The 17771-nt window shown below is 36.9% G+C and carries 17 protein-coding genes and 1 tRNA gene; 3 read left to right on the top strand and 15 right to left on the bottom strand.

What is annotated here, in order from left to right:
* Positions 1-60: 60 nt before the first annotated feature.
* The 5 genes from K5G00_RS14600 to K5G00_RS14620 all read right to left on the bottom strand — a co-directional run bounded on the left by K5G00_RS14600 (position 61) and on the right by K5G00_RS14620 (position 4988).
* Complete coding sequence (locus K5G00_RS14600) at positions 61-789, bottom strand: ABC transporter ATP-binding protein (protein ID WP_238766919.1); 729 nt, start codon at positions 787-789, stop codon at positions 61-63.
* Between the two features lie 73 nt (positions 790-862).
* The gene (locus tag K5G00_RS14605) at positions 863-2338 is read right to left on the bottom strand and encodes a DUF5687 family protein (RefSeq protein WP_238766920.1); all 1476 of its coding nucleotides are present in this window, start codon (positions 2336-2338) and stop codon (positions 863-865) included.
* Between the two features lie 76 nt (positions 2339-2414).
* On the bottom strand, positions 2415-3125 hold the full coding sequence (locus tag K5G00_RS14610; protein ID WP_238766921.1) for a hypothetical protein: 711 nt from the start codon (positions 3123-3125) through the stop codon (positions 2415-2417).
* A gap of 133 nt (positions 3126-3258) precedes the next feature.
* Positions 3259-3459, bottom strand: coding sequence for a PadR family transcriptional regulator (locus K5G00_RS14615; protein ID WP_238766922.1), 201 nt, complete (start codon positions 3457-3459; stop codon positions 3259-3261).
* 89 nt (positions 3460-3548) lie between these two features.
* On the bottom strand, positions 3549-4988 hold the full coding sequence (locus tag K5G00_RS14620; RefSeq protein WP_238766923.1) for a lamin tail domain-containing protein: 1440 nt from the start codon (positions 4986-4988) through the stop codon (positions 3549-3551).
* An 83-nt stretch (positions 4989-5071) separates the two neighbouring features.
* Here K5G00_RS14620 and K5G00_RS14625 point away from each other — a divergent pair, with 83 nt between their 5' ends.
* Both K5G00_RS14625 and K5G00_RS14630 read left to right on the top strand, forming a co-directional pair.
* Positions 5072-6082 carry an aspartate-semialdehyde dehydrogenase gene (locus tag K5G00_RS14625; RefSeq protein WP_238766924.1) on the top strand — a complete coding sequence of 337 codons (1011 nt, stop codon included), beginning with the start codon at positions 5072-5074 and terminating at the stop codon, positions 6080-6082.
* 91 nt (positions 6083-6173) lie between these two features.
* On the top strand, positions 6174-7727 hold the full coding sequence (locus tag K5G00_RS14630) for a bifunctional GNAT family N-acetyltransferase/carbon-nitrogen hydrolase family protein (protein ID WP_238766925.1): 1554 nt from the start codon (positions 6174-6176) through the stop codon (positions 7725-7727).
* Here K5G00_RS14630 and hflX read toward each other — a convergent pair.
* The 3 genes from hflX to K5G00_RS14645 form a co-directional block, all read right to left on the bottom strand.
* A complete protein-coding gene (gene hflX / locus K5G00_RS14635; protein ID WP_158867503.1) occupies positions 7724-8929 on the bottom strand; it encodes a GTPase HflX in 1206 nt (401 codons plus the stop codon). The genes K5G00_RS14630 and hflX overlap by 4 nt on opposite strands.
* A 73-nt stretch (positions 8930-9002) precedes the next feature.
* Positions 9003-9692: an energy transducer TonB gene (locus tag K5G00_RS14640; RefSeq protein WP_158867505.1), complete on the bottom strand. Its 690-nt coding sequence runs from the start codon at positions 9690-9692 to the stop codon at positions 9003-9005.
* A gap of 106 nt (positions 9693-9798) precedes the next feature.
* Entirely contained in the window at positions 9799-10479 is a 681-nt protein-coding gene (locus K5G00_RS14645) for an energy transducer TonB (protein ID WP_238766926.1), read from the bottom strand.
* Positions 10480-10643: 164 nt separating this feature from the next.
* Here K5G00_RS14645 and K5G00_RS14650 point away from each other — a divergent pair.
* A tRNA-Ala gene (locus K5G00_RS14650) sits at positions 10644-10717 on the top strand.
* On the opposite strand, the gene K5G00_RS14655 is transcribed toward K5G00_RS14650, so the two are convergent.
* From K5G00_RS14655 to K5G00_RS14685, 7 genes are all read right to left on the bottom strand, one after another.
* The gene (locus K5G00_RS14655) at positions 10683-12290 is read right to left on the bottom strand and encodes a recombinase family protein (RefSeq protein ID WP_238766927.1); all 1608 of its coding nucleotides are present in this window, start codon (positions 12288-12290) and stop codon (positions 10683-10685) included. The genes K5G00_RS14650 and K5G00_RS14655 overlap by 35 nt on opposite strands.
* A gap of 69 nt (positions 12291-12359) precedes the next feature.
* A complete protein-coding gene (locus K5G00_RS14660; protein WP_238766928.1) occupies positions 12360-12545 on the bottom strand; it encodes a hypothetical protein in 186 nt (61 codons plus the stop codon).
* A 172-nt stretch (positions 12546-12717) separates the two neighbouring features.
* Positions 12718-12999, bottom strand: a complete 282-nt coding sequence (locus K5G00_RS14665) for a hypothetical protein (protein ID WP_238766929.1) — start codon at positions 12997-12999, stop codon at positions 12718-12720.
* Positions 13000-13125: 126 nt separating this feature from the next.
* On the bottom strand, positions 13126-13836 hold the full coding sequence (locus tag K5G00_RS14670; protein WP_262921371.1) for a TatD family hydrolase: 711 nt from the start codon (positions 13834-13836) through the stop codon (positions 13126-13128).
* Positions 13833-15197, bottom strand: a complete 1365-nt coding sequence (qatC, locus tag K5G00_RS14675; RefSeq protein WP_238766931.1) for a Qat anti-phage system QueC-like protein QatC — start codon at positions 15195-15197, stop codon at positions 13833-13835. Before qatC ends, K5G00_RS14670 begins: the two co-directional genes overlap by 4 nt.
* Positions 15187-15927: an NUDIX hydrolase gene (locus K5G00_RS14680; protein ID WP_238766932.1), complete on the bottom strand. Its 741-nt coding sequence runs from the start codon at positions 15925-15927 to the stop codon at positions 15187-15189. The genes qatC and K5G00_RS14680 overlap by 11 nt, the downstream gene beginning before the upstream one ends.
* Positions 15927-17768, bottom strand: a complete 1842-nt coding sequence (locus tag K5G00_RS14685; protein WP_238766933.1) for a KAP family P-loop NTPase fold protein — start codon at positions 17766-17768, stop codon at positions 15927-15929. The genes K5G00_RS14680 and K5G00_RS14685 overlap by 1 nt, the downstream gene beginning before the upstream one ends.
* Between the last annotated feature and the right edge of the window lie 3 nt (positions 17769-17771).

Consider the following 17771-nt stretch of genomic DNA (forward strand, 5'->3'; position numbering starts at 1 on the left):
TTCAGAAAAAAAGGGTTACGCAATGGTAACCCTTAGTGAACGATATCAATAATTATGTTTTTACAGTTCGTCGTGAAATGAAGCTTCGGCTTTTACACCGGTAAAAAATTCTTCAAGTTCGGCCAGTGTGGTTTCAGTTTTTTGTACATCGCGTACTACTTTCCCTTTTTCCAAAATAACAATACGGGTGCAAACATCGGCAACGTGGTCAAGGTCGTGACTTGAGATCATAAAAGTTTTTCCTTTTTCGGAAGCAGATTCTTTGATGATTTTCCGTAGTTTAAACTGCGATGTTGGATCGAGGTTGGCAAATGGTTCATCGAGGATTACAAGTTCAGGATTGCCCATCAGTGCGCCAACAACACCTGCCTTCTTCTGGTTTCCTTTGGAAAGATCACGAATAAATTTCTTTTTTCCGATAATTTCATCATTGAAAAAATCTTCAAATTCTTCAAGGAATTTTACGATATCGTTGGCGTTCATGTCGCGCAGTTCGCCAATAAAGTTGAAATATTCATCGGGTGTAAGATAGCCGATGGTAAAACTTTCATCGATGTAGGCACTGGTCAGCGATTTCCATTCTTCCGATTTTGAAACCGGAATATTATCAATGGTTACATTTCCTTTGGAGGCACGAATTAAATCAAGTACCAATGAGAAAAATGTGGTTTTCCCTGCCCCGTTATTTCCTACAAGGCCAAAAACTTCACCTTTTTCAATTTTTAATTCCGGAAGATCCAGAACAACAGTTTCTTTATACGATTTTTGTAAATTATTAACTTGTATCATGATGTTTAATTTTTCAGATTAAAATTTTCAAAATTTGGATTGCTTCGCTCCCTCTTTTGGAGGGGTGGGGCATCTAGCTCTTTTTATATGCCGCAATCATGCGGTGTTTTCTTTTTAAATATTCTTTTGTGAAATAGTCGATTAAACGTGGATGTAAAATAATCCCAATTAATCCGAGACTGCCTAAAACAATATAGGCTCCAATGTTTCCGATAGTCCATGAAAGTAATCCATAAACAGCCATTGGTCCAAATATAATAGGGAAAGCAATCAACCACTGTGTTGCACCCATGCCCTGGTAATTAAACATGCCGCGCTCATCAAGATTTATAGATTTTCGGCTATTTAGTCCCAGTGCAAATATTACAAACGAATTTACCCCGATATTATAAAGCATTACTGCAAAATGAATATAAAGTACTTTGGGTGAAAGATACATGTAGCCCAGGGAAAGGAGGTAAAATACAATGTTGGTAACTGCCATCAGGAAAAAAGCAGATTGTAATACCTGTTTCATTTTTACATTTTGGGCCATTAAAAAAGGGTAATATCTGCTGTGCCATGCCGGAAAAAACTGGCCGTAGGTCATGCTGAAAATTCCGGTCATAAACATCCCGCCAAAAGCCATGATAGCCTCAGGAATTTCTCTGACATCGGCATCCTGATAGATTATCAGTCCATAAAAAATAAAGAGGATTGACATGATAGCACTGGTTCTCGGACGTTTGTTTCGCGCGATCATTTTTACTTCCAGCGACAGCATTTTTCCGTATTCACCCACTTGATTCAGCCAGGAGAAATCGTAAGCTTTTGTTTCTTTTTTCTTTTGCGAAATTTCGTCGATATAAAACCGATTAAGAAGATACCTGTTATTCAGCGTATAAAGTGCAATAATTGCAAGAGGAAAAACAACGATGTAACCCGGATTCCGGACTATAAGATCGAATAGTTTGCCAAAATTTGCGGTAATGTCAAATACCTCAAAATAATCTATTGCAAAAATACTGGCTGCCACTATCAGGAACCCATAGAAAAACCAATCTGATTCGTTGGTTCGCCATTTAATATAAATGGCCAGAAAGTGATTTACAAAAATCATAAAGAATAAAGAGCCCAGCCAGGCAAATAAAACGGGAGTTTCCAGTTCATGTACTGCCGACCGAAAGGTAAATGGCAGAAGTAAAAACAAGGGCAAAAAGTTAAAGAAATGCAATAACGATTTGTTAAGCATGTAACGCGCAATCCGTTTTCGTTTTACCGGGATAATCAGAAAAGGCTGAAATCCAAATGTTGGAAGATTTTGTACCATAATTCGGATAACCAACTCAAAACCTACGTAGATAAAAATGAGGGAGTTGAAAGCTGAAATTTGCGACTGATCCGGAAAATTTGCTGAAAGGTGTTCACTCAGGTTAAATCCCATTGCCAGTGCAACCAAAGAAAAGTAAAGCGCTAAAAAAATCAAAACCCCCTTGGCCGCCATATTTTTTCGCAGGTAGGCCGATCGGGTGAGTTCGCGCCAGGCAAAGTAAAAAAAGTTTCGTTTCATTGTAAGAGGAGTGTTTTTGTTTTTGAATTTCTAAATCGTTTATGTTGTTAGTTTCTTTTCTTTTTAAAAGTTACATTTATTTTAAAGCAAATTCCGGAAATTGTTCTTTGAAATGTTCTTTTATTTTTTCGGGGATATAAAATAGTTCGTCAAACATCAATATCGTAAAAATAATTATAAGCAACGAAATAGTTAAGATACCCAGTGTGTTTTGTATGAATGCGATTTCCGACATATTCCATAAATTTGGAATTTGAATGGGAATCTGAACCATTAGTATTGGCATCGACTGCGACCGTTTTAATTGTTCCAATAACAAGAATTTCTTACCGTTTATTTTTTCTGTTATAAATTTTTTCGGAAAAATGATAAAATAATAGTAAACCACAAATAGTGTTAAAGCCCCAAGGTAAGGCGCAATGATCCAGATGTCGTTTTTTACCAACTTAAACATTGTTGCCAGAACAAGGGTAAAAGCCAGGGGCATGTTAATTTTAGGCCAGCTAAAAAAGTCAGGGACATATTTCCAAATTAAACGGTTGTATTTCAGGGTGAGTTCTTTTTGTTTTTGCTCTTTTATTTTACTAAAATCTGTTATTCCAAATTTTATAAAGCTTTTATGTAATGCTTTGTTAAACAGAAGATCGGGATTTTTTTTCCACTGCTCCTCGATGGAAGAAGCCAGGTGATCGACCAGCTCAACCTTTAAATCGTAGTGATAAACAAAATGTTTATGGCAGAATTCAAACAGTTTTTTAGTTTCTTCAGGTGTTGTGGTTCTGTTCATTTTAAGTAAGTTTTGGGTTTAACAGAACATCCATATTTTGGATAAAAGCTTTCATCTTATTCAGCAAATTCACGGTTTCTTTTTTTCCTGTTTCAGTGAGAAAATAATATTTCCTCGGGCGATTATTTACTTTTTAAATTTCAACACTTAATAATCCTTTAGCTTCCAGTTTATGCAGAATGGGGTAAAGGGCTCCTTCAGTTATAACCAGCTCTCCTGCTGTAATTTTCTCTACTTTGCGGGTAATCTGGTAGTCATACATTTTTTCATTATCGGCTAATAATTTCAAAACTATGGTTGAAAGGCTTCCTTTGTATAACTGATTTTTTTGCATAAAGTGAAGATAGAAAACAATACATAAGTTTCTTAGGTGTTGAAATAGATATAATTTAAATTATTAAAATATATTTAGGAAAATTCAATTTATTCCAATAAATCAGTTAAAACCACACCATCTTTAAACCGAAATACTTGTCCGTTGGAATCAAAAATTTCAACAAGAGTTATATATACTCCCAAAGGCTGACGTTGCCCGGTTTCGTCTTTCCCGTTCCATGTTAGTTCCCCGGTTGTTCCTAAAATTTCGTTTTTTAAAAGCTGCAAAACAAAATGTCCTTTTGAGTCAAAAATCTTTACGTTTCCAACATAGCCGGGTTTGTCAAGTTCGTAACGTATTTTGTATTCATCGTTAAATCCATCAAAGTTGGGAGAGAATGCCTCGGGTTCAAATGTTACGTGGGGCTTCGAAATATCTGGATTTCCGGCTTGTGAGTTTTTATAACCGGGTGTTCCGTAACCCGATTCTGTACTTGCCGAAGTCCAGTTTCCCGGCTGGTTCGTTTCTGTTGAAACTGAGATTCGTTCCAATGAAACGCCGTCAACATTGGCAAGCCAGGGAATATGTAAATCTTCAGAATAAAAAAATTCGTCAATAATTTCCATGTTTTTGTTTAACAGCACAACAACATCATCGTCGTTGTTAAACGAAGGCATTTTTGTCACTTGTTGGAAACAATCCGGACATTCAATAAAATAAAAAGGGAAAACAGCATTTGTATCTCTTGTTGCTGCGAGATAACTCCACGCTTGCAAAAGGTATTTTTCTCCTGATAAACTGTAGATTTGGGTAAGTTGAGCATCGTTGTCGCGAGAAGCAAGAAACAGGTCTTTCGTTGGGAATTCTTTTTCTGAAGTATTATAAATTTCCACGTAATCTTCGCCATCAGGGAACGGGTTAAATAAAATTTCATTAATAACAATATCCCCCGGTTGCGCCAGAGGATATTCTTTTTCTTCGGCTGAGACAACTACTTCGTCAAGAATAACTTTGTCGGCAGAATAGAAATTACAAATATGTACAACAATCTGTAACTTGTTGCCATTTAATCCTGATTGAAAAACTGTATCCGTTCCCCAACCTCCATATTTTTCACCATTTATTTCAAAAGGAATTTCAGCAGTTGAATTCAATTTGTAATATGCTTTCAGATATTTTGTCGATTTATTTTCGCCACTTCCTACCTCCTGCGCTGTAAGTTGGATCGAAACATTCTCGAAATTCGAAATATCAATTTCTTCAGAACTCCAAACGACTTCGCCGTCAATATCTTTGCATTCAAACCGCCCACCGGATGTGGAGACCGTCTTGGCATAGTCGTTAGAGTCTTTTAACCGGATGTTTGTGTAGTCAAGCGTCCAGGTTGAAACTCCTTTAAAATCAGTTTTTATTGAAGAGGCATCGTTACTTCCCCAAACGCCTTTTTCGGGCACCATAAAGTTTTCTCTCCATATTTCCTGTGAATTTGACATATTGGGAGAGATGAGCAAACTGATTGTTAAGAATTTGAGGATATTCTGAACCATGACATTTGCATTTACAGGCAAAATACTAATTTTACCGCAATTAATTTAATAAAGCAGACTTAATTTTAATTAAAGAGTTTACGATGAAAGTTGCAATTGTAGGAGCCAGCGGCGCTGTGGGGCAGGAGTTTCTCCAGGTGTTGCAGGAGCGGAATTTCCCGCTCGACGAGTTAGTTTTATTTGGTTCGGCGAGAAGTGCCGGAAATGAATATGAATTTAAAGGAAAAAAACTAACAGTAAAGGAATTAAAGCATGGCGACGATTTTAAGGATATTGATATTGCCCTGACTTCAGCCGGTGCCGGTATTTCAAAGGAATTTGCAACTACAATTACGAAACACGGCGCGATAATGATTGATAACTCCAGCGCATTTCGTTACGACGACGATGTTCCGTTGGTTGTTCCCGAAGTAAATCCTGAAGATGCAAAAGTTCGGCCAAGAAATATTATTGCGAATCCGAATTGTTCTACTATTCAGATGGTTGTGGCACTGAAGCCTATTGAGGAGCTGTCAGAAATAAAAAGAGTTCGTGTTGCTACATACCAGGCGGCAAGTGGGGCAGGAGCTCAGGGAATTGCTGAGTTGGAACAACAGGTTCAGGAAGTAGCAAACGGAAAGGATGTAACAATCAATAAATTCCCTTACCAGTTGGCTATGAATATTATTCCTCACATCGATGTTTTCCTTGAAAATGATTATACAAAGGAAGAAATGAAGATGAACTGGGAGACCAAAAAAATTATGCATACCGATGCTGAAGTGAGTGCCACTTGTGTTCGTATTCCGGTTGCCCGGGCACACTCTGAAGCAATTTGGGTGGAAACAGAGAAGCCTCTCTCTGTTCAGGAAGTAAAGGATGCATTTGGAAAATTTGAAGGACTTACTGTTATCGATAATCCGGCGGAAAAAGAATACCCAATGCCGCTGTTTGTTTCCGGTAAAGATGATGTTTATGTGGGGAGAATTCGTCAGGACGTTACAGATCCAAATAGTATCACTTTCTGGTGCGTGGGCGATCAAATTAAAAAAGGCGCCGCTTTAAATGCAGTTCAAATTGCGGAGTGGTTAATTGCCAACGGCGAAGTTAAATAATCAAGGAATTTAAAACTTTCAAATTATATAAAGCTCGGGAAACCGGGCTTTTTTTATATCTTAAAGTGCCAAACAAATTGAATTTTTAAGCATGGAAAATATAGAAAAAGTAGAATTGCGGCAGTTGAATATTGATGACTATGAGGAGTTGCATAAATCGTCGATGGAAGCCTATCCCAACTGGCAGGACGATTACTGGGAAAAAAAGGATATTCGGAAGCTGGTGAAAATATTCCCTGAAGGACAATTTGCAGTGGTTGTTGACGGAGTGGTTGTTGGGTCGGCACTTTCAATTATTGTAAAATATGAATTGTTTGGCGATTCTCACACTTATGAAGAAATTATTGGTCGTTACAGTTTTAATACGCATAATCCGAAGGGAAATACGCTTTACGGAATAGATGTGTTTATCCGGCCTGATTACCGGGGTTTACGATTGGGCAGAAGATTATATGATGCCCGTAAAGAGCTTTGCGAAAGATTAAATTTGAAAGCCATTGTTTTTGGGGGGCGAATTCCCAACTATTACAAGTTTGCAAGCGAATTGTCTCCCAAAGAATATATTCAGAAAGTAAAATACCAGGAGATCAATGATCCGGTTCTGAACTTTCAGCTTTCCAACGATTTTCATGTAAAGAAAATCTTAAAAGGTTATATGCCGGGCGATAAAGAATCAAAAGAATATGCCGTACTTCTGCAGTGGGACAACATTTATTATGAGAAACAATCAGACAAAGTAAGCGGTCAAAAATCGGTTGTTCGTTTGGGGCTGATTCAGTGGCAAATGCGACTTTACAAAAATATTGAGGAACTGTTTACCCAGGTGGAATATTTTGTTGATGCAGTAGCCAGTTATAATGGCGATTTCGTGCTTTTTCCCGAATATTTTAACGCGCCGCTGATGGCTGATTACAATCACCTTGGTTATGCTGATGCCATTCGGAAACTGGCAGAGTACACGGAAGAAATAAGAGAGCGTTTTTTAAGCCTTGCCATTTCGTATAATATAAACATTGTTACCGGGAGTTTTCCTTTGATAAAAGATGACAGGTTGTATAATACCGGTTTTTTATGCAGACGAAACGGAACATATGAAACCTATGAAAAGGTGCATGTAACACCTGATGAGATCAAAACCTGGGGACTTTCCGGCGGAGACACCATTCAGGTTTTTGAAACCGATTGTGGTCCGGTTGGTGTGTTAATATGTTATGATGTAGAGTTTCCTGAACTATCGCGTATTTTAGCAGAGCAGGGAATGAATATTTTATTTGTCCCTTTTCTTACTGATACTCAGAACGGATATTCGCGGGTTAGGTATTGCGCCCGTGCCCGCGCGATTGAGAATGAATGTTACGTTGCCATTGCCGGTTCGGTGGGGAATTTACCCAAGGTAGAAAATATGGATATCCAGTTTGCACAGTCGGTTGTGTTTACTCCAAGCGATTTTTCATTTCCTGCCAACGGAATAAAGGCTGAAGCCACGGCAAATACAGAAATGATTTTGGTAGCAGATGTAGATTTGGATTTACTAAAAGAGCTGCACACTTTTGGTGCGGTTCGAAATTTGAAGGACAGGCGAACGGATTTATACTCGGTTTGTTTGAATCCGAAAAAAGATGGAAGTAATGGGAAAAAAATTTAGTCTTCTTCCCATGTAATATCATATAAATAGTCGTTAAACGGAAACCGTTGTGAATGGATTTTTTTAACTTCTTCGTACAACTCCCGTTTGAATTCTTCAATATTTTCTTTTTCGGTGGCCGAAATAAAAAGGGCAGGCGTATTGTTTTTAGCCATCCATGAATTTTTCCATTCCTGCAAGCTAATGTTTTCTTTTGTTGAAGGAGTTAAATCATCTTCGTCTTTTTTAACATAGGTAAATGCATCAATTTTATTGAAAACATACATTGTGGGCTTGTCGGCTGCTTCTATTTCTTTTAATGTTTCATTCACAGTGTCAATTTGTTCTTCAAACCCTGGATGAGAGATATCAACAACATGAAGTAAAATATCCGCTTCGCGCACCTCGTCGAGTGTTGATTTAAATGATTCAACCAGGCCGTGGGGAAGTTTGCGGATAAAACCAACCGTGTCAGCAAGCAGGAAAGGAAGATTTACAATAACTACTTTTCTAACGGTTGTATCCAGGGTTGCAAAGAGTTTGTTTTCTGCAAAAACTTCCGATTTAGCCATCATATTCATTATGGTTGATTTCCCCACGTTGGTGTAACCAACCAGGGCTACTCGAACCAGTTTTCCTCGGTTTTTTCGCTGCGTGGCTTTTTGTTTGTCAATTTTTATCAGTTGGTCTTTCAATCTCGAAATTTTGTCCAGAATGATACGACGGTCAGTCTCAATCTGAGTTTCTCCGGGGCCGCGCATTCCAATCCCCCCTCGTTGACGTTCAAGGTGAGTCCACATCCTTGTTAAACGAGGTAACAGATATTGATATTGAGCCAATTCAACCTGTGTTTTTGCATGAGCTGTTTTCGCCCGTTTGGCAAAAATGTCGAGAATGAGGTTGGTGCGGTCAAGGATCTTACAGTCCAACGCTCGTTCAATATTCCTGAGTTGAGTAGGCGAAAGTTCGTCATCAAAAATTACAGTATCCGCTTCCATCACTTTGATGTAGTTTCCAATCTCTTCCAGTTTCCCGGGACCAACAAAAGTTGCAGCATTGGGTACATCAAGTTTTTGGGTAAACTTTTTGAGCACCTCAGCTCCCGCGGTATCAGCTAAAAATTCAAGCTCGTCCAGATATTCTTTAGCCTGTTTCTCATCCTGATTCTGGTTAATTAGCCCAACAATTACGGCTTTTTCTGTTATAGGTGCTGTTTCTATCATATTTTCTGTTTATAGCATAAAAAACTCCTGACCCAAAAATGGATCAGGAGCACAAAAATATCTTTTTTATTTCTTACTGCAATACGAAGTTAATCGGCACGGTGTATGATACGCGAACCGGTTTTCCACGTTGTTTTCCTGCTTTCCATTTTGGAAGCGTGTTTACAACGCGCAGTGCTTCTTTGTCAAGTGAAGGGTCAACACCCCTTGCAATACGTGCGTCAGAAATGCCACCGTCTTTATCAACAACAAAAGTTACATAAACTTTTCCCTGGATACCGTTTTCCTGAGCAATTACCGGGTATTTAATGGCATTTGCAATGTATTTACGCAACGCCAGTTCTCCCCCGGGGAATTCAGGCATATCCTCAACAATAAAGAATACCTGAGCTTCTTCTTCCTCTTCTTCTTCCTGAGTTTCAATCACCGGAGCAACGTCGATAACTGTTTCGTCGTCAGCTTCTGTGTCTTCAATCTCCAGTTCATCTTCAATTTCCACATCGTCGTCAACGATATTCAAAACTTCGACAACTTTTGGTGGTGGTGGTGGTGGTGGTGGCTTTACTTGTTGTTCACGAGTGATAGGAATGATTTCCTCTTCTACCTCTTGTGTTTGAATTTGTCCTAAAGAATCAGCTTTTTTAGGTTTTGTTGTCCATTCAAATGCAACAAGAGTAACTCCGAGAGCAACCACCAAGCCTACCATAAAGAAAACATTCTTTTTGCTTTCCAAATCAGCTTTTGGTGACTTCTTTAAATCCATACTACTTATTTTTATTTGTTTTATATATCAATTCTCTCCCGCTAAAACGGGGTTTAAAGATAAAAAATAATTATCAAATGCAAGTTATAAACATTGAAATTAAATTTTATCTTAATTCAAATACAATTGGTACTGTGTATCTTACTTTTACTGCTCGTCCTCCTTGTTTTCCTGGTTTCCATACTGGCAAGGACCGGACAACACGAAGGGCTTCCTCGTCGAGTGGCGGATCAATTCCCCTTATAAGTGCAACATTTTCAATTCCTCCTTTCTCATTAATAACAAAAGTTACATAAACTTTTCCCTGAATGCCATTTTCCTGCGCAATTACCGGGTAACGAACAGAACCTGCCAGATATTTTCGTAAGGCCGGTTCCCCACCCGGAAACTCAGGCATTTGTTCTGGACTTAAAAAAACAGTAGCTTCCTCTTCTTCGTTATTTTCTGGCAATTTGTTCAAGTATTGGGTGAAATCAAGAAGAGGTTCTTCTATTTCAGAAGTAGAAAATTGAAATGGTTCTGTTATTTTTTCATCGTTTCCAATTATATCAACCTCCTGAATTTCAATTTTAGGCTTCTGAAGTTCTATTTTTTCTTTTGTAACAGGTGGCCTGTAAATTTCCTCAATTGCTGTGCTTGCAGGCATGTCGGGAATAACAACCGGTTTGGGTTTGGTTTTCCACTCAAATGCGAACAACACAATACTTAAAGAAATTACCAAACTAAATAGAAATAGCATTCCTTTTTTGTTTTCAAGATTAGCTTCATCGGATTTTTTACTTTTCATGGCTTCAAGTTTTAAATGACACAATAAGCAAAGAACGCCGGCATTATGTGCTAGTAATTAGCACCTTCTGTTTCCATGGACTCTAATAGTTTTATAGCAAAAACTTTACCAGAATTTTTTGGCAGACTGAAAGAAAAATATTTTTATATTTGCAACGCATTTTAGGGGGATTAGCTCAGTTGGCTAGAGCGTTTGACTGGCAGTCAAAAGGTCAGCGGTTCGATTCCGCTATTCTCCACCCAAGCGGGGATTTTATCAAATTTGATGGAATCCCCGTTTTTATGTCCTTTTAAATCACTTGCTATTTGCGGAATCATGGAAAAAAATGAATTTATCCTGGAAGTTCGATATTGGTCAGATTCACGATTATAGATAATTCCTTCAGGAAACAGCAAATTTTGAAATATCCGCTTACTGTTCAAATCTGATTTCTCCCATAATAACAATGGGTTGAGACATATTTTTATGGCAAAATCTATTACCTTTCCAAGGTTCGATTTATATCCACCGGTTTTATTGAGTTCCTGTTTAATTTCAAAACAATCCTTTTCATATTTTGATCTGAATTTATCGTAAAGACTACGGTCAATTTCACCAATGACAAAACGCTCCTCAATAGCTTCCAATTTCCTTTCGGTTTCCGTCAACCTGCTTTTAAATGATTTTGCTTCTTCGATTTGAGTTTTGAAGAAGACAGACATCTGCTCTTCCAGTTGTATTTTGATAATATAGAGTTCTTCCTTTTCAATTCTAAATGATTTTAAAACTGTTCTAAACAACTCATGCATAGCCTTGGCACTTCGGTTTACCTTACAACCTTTTGTGTTGCATTTATAATAATACAGTCCCTTCTTTTTGACAAGATAGCCAGTTAATGTTTGTCGACATTTGTCACACTTCACAAAAACTTTCAGGGGTAGATTATCATTATCCCTGTCGTGTACAAAACTATGGCTCCGGTTTTCCTGGCGGATATTATGTACCTTCAAAAATAGTTCCCTGGAAATTAGTGGTTCGTGTTTTCCTTCAATAACTTGTCCCGGGAGCATTTTACTAACGATTAACCCACAGTAAAAAGGATTGGTAAATAACTCTATCATCCGCTTTTCAGATATATTCATACCCATTCTATTTAACCGTCTTGCAATCTCAACATTGGGCAATTGTTGATAAGCTTTCCATTCAAAAGCCTTCTTTAATAGTTTCCCTTCCTGGTTAACGACCAGTTTACGTTCTGACGCTTTTCCCTTTCCCGGGTTCAGGTTGTCATAGCCTCGGGGAGTACTCCATACCCAATATCCCTCTGTCAGACGTTCTTTCATCCCCGTTACTATCTTATCCCGCCTTAATTCATTATCCATCTGCCCAAAGAGGAATAATATTTTTTGCTGGAAAGAACCGGCAGGGGTTGTGGGGTCAAGTTCCTGTGTGGTTGCCAAAGTAATTACCCCGTACTTTTTCAATAAATCATCAGCAATTGAAGCCCCGGCGATACCGGAACGGGAAAAACGCTCATACGAGTAAACAATTACATAGTTGACGTTTTTAGACCGTTTTACAAAGGTTAACATCCGGTTGAATTCTTTGCGGTCGTCGGTTTTAGCAGATTCGTATGTTCCTCCAAAATAACCGACAACATTTAGTCCTTTTTTTTGAGCATATACCTCACAAAATTTTTTCTGGGATGCCAGACTGGTATTATCTTCCTGGTCTGCCGATGATACACGGGTATATATAACCGCATTATTCCCCTCCTGAAATTGTTTTGGAGCTTGCGGGGCAAATTGTTTAAAAAGGCTTAAATCGTTCATGGCAATAAAATATGTAAAATTAAAGGTTCAGGATGAAAAATCCCCACAAATATTGAACCAACTGGATTGCTATCTTTCTGAGAAGAAAGTCCTGATAATCAGCAGGGAAACGGTTTCTGCATCTTTGATAAGCTGTTCGTAACCTTCCTGAGATAAATCCCTGTATTTGGGGATACGCCGGATTTTCTCCAGGGGCATCCTTTCTTTGACCCTCTGTGTTGCTTCTTCAATATCCTTGTTTTCACGTTTCTGCATAGGCTGAACTGGCTTTTATCCAGTTCCAAACCTATCAAACATGTTAACAGACTGATGAACATTGGTTGTCGTGTCATTCCTTGTCTTTTCTTGTCATTTATCAGTCTGCTCATTCTATAATGTAGTAGCATTCTCTCAGGGATTTTCACAACTCTTATGTACAGGAACAGTATCAATTCAGCCCGTCGATTATCTTCATCATTTCAAGTATAGTGCCTTTGGGTTTGGCGTTCCCTTCGGTATAATCATGAAGTTGCCCGACAATGCTTTCAGGTGTGTAAACAGTCTTAATCTCTCCACTAAAAGAGAATCTCTTTTTTCCTTTTTCATTGAAGAAATGGGTTATGCCCTCTATAAATTTATCTGCTGTTTCCTGCTTATCAAAGATAAGGCTTGACAAACGTTGTTTTTTGTAATAAATGGTCAGTTCCGCTACGGTTTTTTCTTCTTCCATGGCTAAAATAAATTGGTTTAATTACAATAATACAAAAAGTATGAGTGATGTCTGGTAATATTTTGATAAAGAATCAATAAGAGGCGTACAATCTAGCATTGGTCAAAGTAACTGAAATCAGCAAACTCAGATTTTAATTTTTCTTATTAATCTTTTAAAATTAGAATTAATGAGGTTATCAACTTCAATATTAGAAATTCCCCACAGTTCCGACAAATAATTATGAACATTAGCAATGTCACAATTCTCAATAAATGGGAAATCAGTTTCTGTCAAAACCAATTCTTTTGGTATTTCTGAAATTATCTTTTTCCCATTGTCTGATTGAATCATAGCAGAGTTGATTGAAAAAAAGAAACCTGAATTAACAATACTTTTCAAAGTACTCAATGTACCAGAATACCAATGAAAAATAGCATTTTCAATTCCTTTTTCAATAAGCATTTCTAAGGTTTCCTTTTCTGCTCGTCGGGAGTGTAAGCTTAATATTTTATTTTTAGTCTTTATGCAATCCAAAACAAACTCAAAACTTTTAACTTGAATTTCTTTTGTTGAAAATCCTTCTCGCGAAAAATCCAGACCGACCTCTCCTATATATGAGGTTTCATTAACATACTGTCTAAACTTTAAATATTCTTTCTCATGTTCCTTTGCTCTCAATGGGTGCAAACCCAAAGCAAGTCGAATATATTTGTATCTTTTCACATGGTTTATTCCCATTTGAAAATGACTAGGCAAATTTGTCATTCCAATGGTTATTACCCTTTTTTTTTCATTATCCGAAATATATATCTCGGGTTTTTTTGCCATATCAAAATGGCAATGTACGTCTATCATTGAATGCCTAGTTTCTTTTTAATTTCAACACTACCTTCATCTCGAATCCAATCTGTTATTTGCTCTCGGGTTCTATTAACTACTTGTGCATATTGATTTACTTTATCTAGTGGTAATGTTCCATTTATTAAAAGGTTCTTTTCAATATCTTCAATTGTGAGTGGACTTCCCATATAGTCAATAAACGCTGCTACATCTGGTAAATTTTCTAATTGATATTTTTGAGGGTTAAACAGATTTGTTCCAACTCTTTCATTATCCCTCCCTATTTGATGCAATGCCACTCTTCTATATATACATGGCATACAAACTCCACATTGGGGTGCAGTTCTTATGTCCCAGTGTACTTTATGCCCTCTCTTAGCACAAGAACAAGAATGTTGATATGTAGCAAATAATGTATCTTTGTCATTGCAATTTTTCAACATTTCACCTTTTGTTTTCATCTCGTAATCATTTGTTATAAGGTGATTTAACCCTAACTTAGAAATGAAACTAACAACTCTTGTCAAATAATATGGATGTGCCGTTCTTGTACTGCAACTACTCCGTCTCGAAGGTGTTAAGGGGTGATTTAACGAGATTGTTCCATTCTCTGGAATTAAGACCTCAATTCCGTCTCCAATTGAATGTGCAACAAAAATGGCTTGACATAGAAACAAGAACGACCTGCTTCTTAATGAAGGTTCATTCTCTCTTTCATTTCCGTTTATATCAGAACTTGATAAATCAACTCGTGTCTGTATAAAATGGTAGTGAGAGAATTTTCGTGACAAAATTTTGTGAATTTTATCTTGGTCAGACTTTGCTCCTTTAAATGTAGCATCATAATGCGATACAAGAACAATTTCATCTTTTGAATTTGATAAATGGTCAATTACCCCAACTAAAGAATCTAGTCCTCCCGAAAATAAACTCACTTTTTTAAAAGATTGTCGATATCTGTTTGTAAACACTCTTGCACGTGGTTTAAATGCATATAATGAAGTGACTTCTCTCTTAATAAATGAGATATTCCATTCATCACCAGTCAAAAAGGAAAGTAAATGTTCTAACTCTGTTTTCCCATTCTCAAATATTTCGGGTGATTCAACAGGAAATTCAACTTTAATATCTCTCGACCACCCATTTGTTGAGAAATCTTTTCTTGGCAATAAGATGTCAATTCCATACACATAACAACCAATCAAAAATATATCAAATGCAAGACCACTTCTTTGATTGGTGAATTTGCATAAATTTACATAGTCAATATTCAACAAAACTGAGATATTATTCCCTTCTGAATTTTCGTATCCTAATTTTATTTTGGAAAATTCACCTCTGCGAACAACTTTTGGAATAGTAATATTAACTTTCATAATTCTCAAATGCTTTAAGTGTATCTTCAAAAATATTTTTGACTAACTCATCGCCTTCTTTGCCCGCCCAATCAATTTTGCTAAGGTCTCGGTTCCGAGAAATATTTTTCACCTTCTCAACAAGGTATTTTCTTAATTGCGTATAAAAATTAGTGGTCGCTGCTTTCCCTTTTTCTTCGATTAATTTCTCATAAAAGTCAATAGAGAGATGTTCATAGATATAATAAGCATAGTATTTTACCAAAAGTTCCTCAATGCCATATTCCTCTATCTTTTGCTCAAAGTTTCTTGCTAATTCCTCAAAATCTTTTGCCTCACTACCTATTTCTTCAAGTAATTGCCTTTCGGCAGCTTTAGCCGCAGTTTCGTCTAATGACGATGCAACACCAGCACAATACTCTAATAAATAGTTTATTGCTTCATTCGGTTTTGTAGTATCGGTTACATCAAACCCAATGCCAGATAGAGCAGACCTAAATCCGCTGGATTTTACATCTCCGAAAAAGCCACCTAATCTTTGTGCTGTTCTTATACCAGCTCGTCCTCCGATTTTAGATCTTCCCCTTCCTCCATAATTTGAACCACCTAAGAATTTTGCAAAATTAGATGCAACATTACTTAGACTATTGTTAGAAATAGTTCCTGTATCACACGCTCTTGTTACACTTCCGCTTAAATGGGACCAATTGGGATTACCTTTAGCCCCTTCATAAGATTTCGATGTTCCCATTATTTTTTCCCTCTTTGTTTACTTTCTATAAATTGATTAAACTCAGCATGCGTTCCTGTGAACTGTTTTAAAGATTCAATTACCGCAGGTGGCAACTTCCGTCCGGCACTTGTTAAAGCATCAACGTAAATAGATTTACAGTCAAAATCTTCTTTTAATGCCAACGTAAATATTTCGTAATACCTGTTTTTATCAGGCTCAGTAACGATGCGTTGTTTTAGTAGGTTAAAAAATGCGAGCTGGTAATTCTCGTTCAGTACCTTTAATTCTTCATTGAGGATTTTAGTAGTTAACTTCTCCGGCATCCCTTCTGGCTCTAACTTTGTCATCAATGATTTAACTATTGGTGGAACCAATAAGTTACTTTGCATTGACGATAATTTATCTCTTGAAATCCAGTAATAATCTCGAAGGTCTATTTTTGAAAGCAGTGGTTCACTACTCATCCAATTAATAATTTTCGGTTTATTCCATTCTTTTAAATCGTCAGCGAAAGTTGATTTCACCTCACCTCTATTACAGCAAATCTCTTCCAGTTTTTCCAATTGGGTAGCAATACCTTGATTCGATATCTGCCAATTGTATAATATTTCAAAAAGCTTAGGCTCTGCATATTCCAAAATCATTAGTTTCGCCAAAATATCATCCCTGAAATCTTTGATACGAGCAATTGTAGCCAGTTTTTTTCTTAACATGAACGTATTCAGGAAACGTTTAATTTGCCGAGGATTTCCATATAAGCTTTCCGAAATTATTGGAGATAGCTTTGCTATTAGCGAAACATTCTGTTCCAATTTTTCGGTTTTACTTGCATCTCCCACAGCATCTTTGACTTTAGCAAAATCAAAAACAGAATACCTTTCTTCTTCCCGAAATTTTTTGAATGCTTCTAATACTCCATTAAAATCATCTGGTGATGCCAAATCATTTTCACAAAAAAGTAGCGTAATATACGTTTCTACTTCTGAATCAGATAATTTAGGCAGACTATAAGGTATTTGAATTAATTTTTCAAGATAATCATTTACAATTCTATCATTGGTATTTTCTGTATTTGTGTCAACAATCTTATCCTTATATCGATACTCTATAGCATGCCTAACAATTCTGGGATCTGCACCAATTACAAATGCAGTGTTTTTTACATTTAAGAACAATTTAATAGCTTCGAGATTGTCTATAATTCTATCAGGTAAACATCTGTCAAGATCGTCAATAAGAATAACCAGCTTATCTATTTGGGACTTTTTCAATAATTCTTCAAAATCATCTCGAAATTTACGAACTACGTCAAATTTATCTGTATTATCGGTTTCTTTCACGAATTGTTTCAGAAAGCCTTCTGTATCCTGCCCTTTAATCCTATCAACTAAATCAGTAGGGTTTTGGGCTGCTTCTTTTAGCCCATTTACTAATTGGGGGATGACACTTAACCCTCCTGTCATAAATGCAGCAGTAGCAGGTAATGCAACATTCTTTATGCCGAATCCGATAATTCTCATCCAGTTTACGGATTTGAATAGTTTTTTAATATCATCCTTTATCTCTGCCCCAAACTTTCTTTCGTCCTCAAATTCTCTTAATATTGTTTCAAGCAAAGCCGCTTTTGCATCATCATATCCTTCAAACACCCATCCATTAAAATAAAGACAAGCTGTTTTAGGTTCTTTTTCAAGGTCTTTTTTGAGTGCCTCCAAAATACTTGATTTACCGCTTCCCCAGTCCCCAAATAAACCAATTGTAAGGGGTAACATTTTCTCATCTTTGATGAGTTCTTTTATCAGATTTGCATGTACATCAAAACCTAAAAAATCTTTATCTGTCGTATTATCTGTCCACATATG

This window comes from Maribellus maritimus (genome assembly GCF_022267315.1).
Classification (GTDB): Bacteria; Bacteroidota; Bacteroidia; order Bacteroidales; family Prolixibacteraceae; genus Draconibacterium; species Draconibacterium maritimum.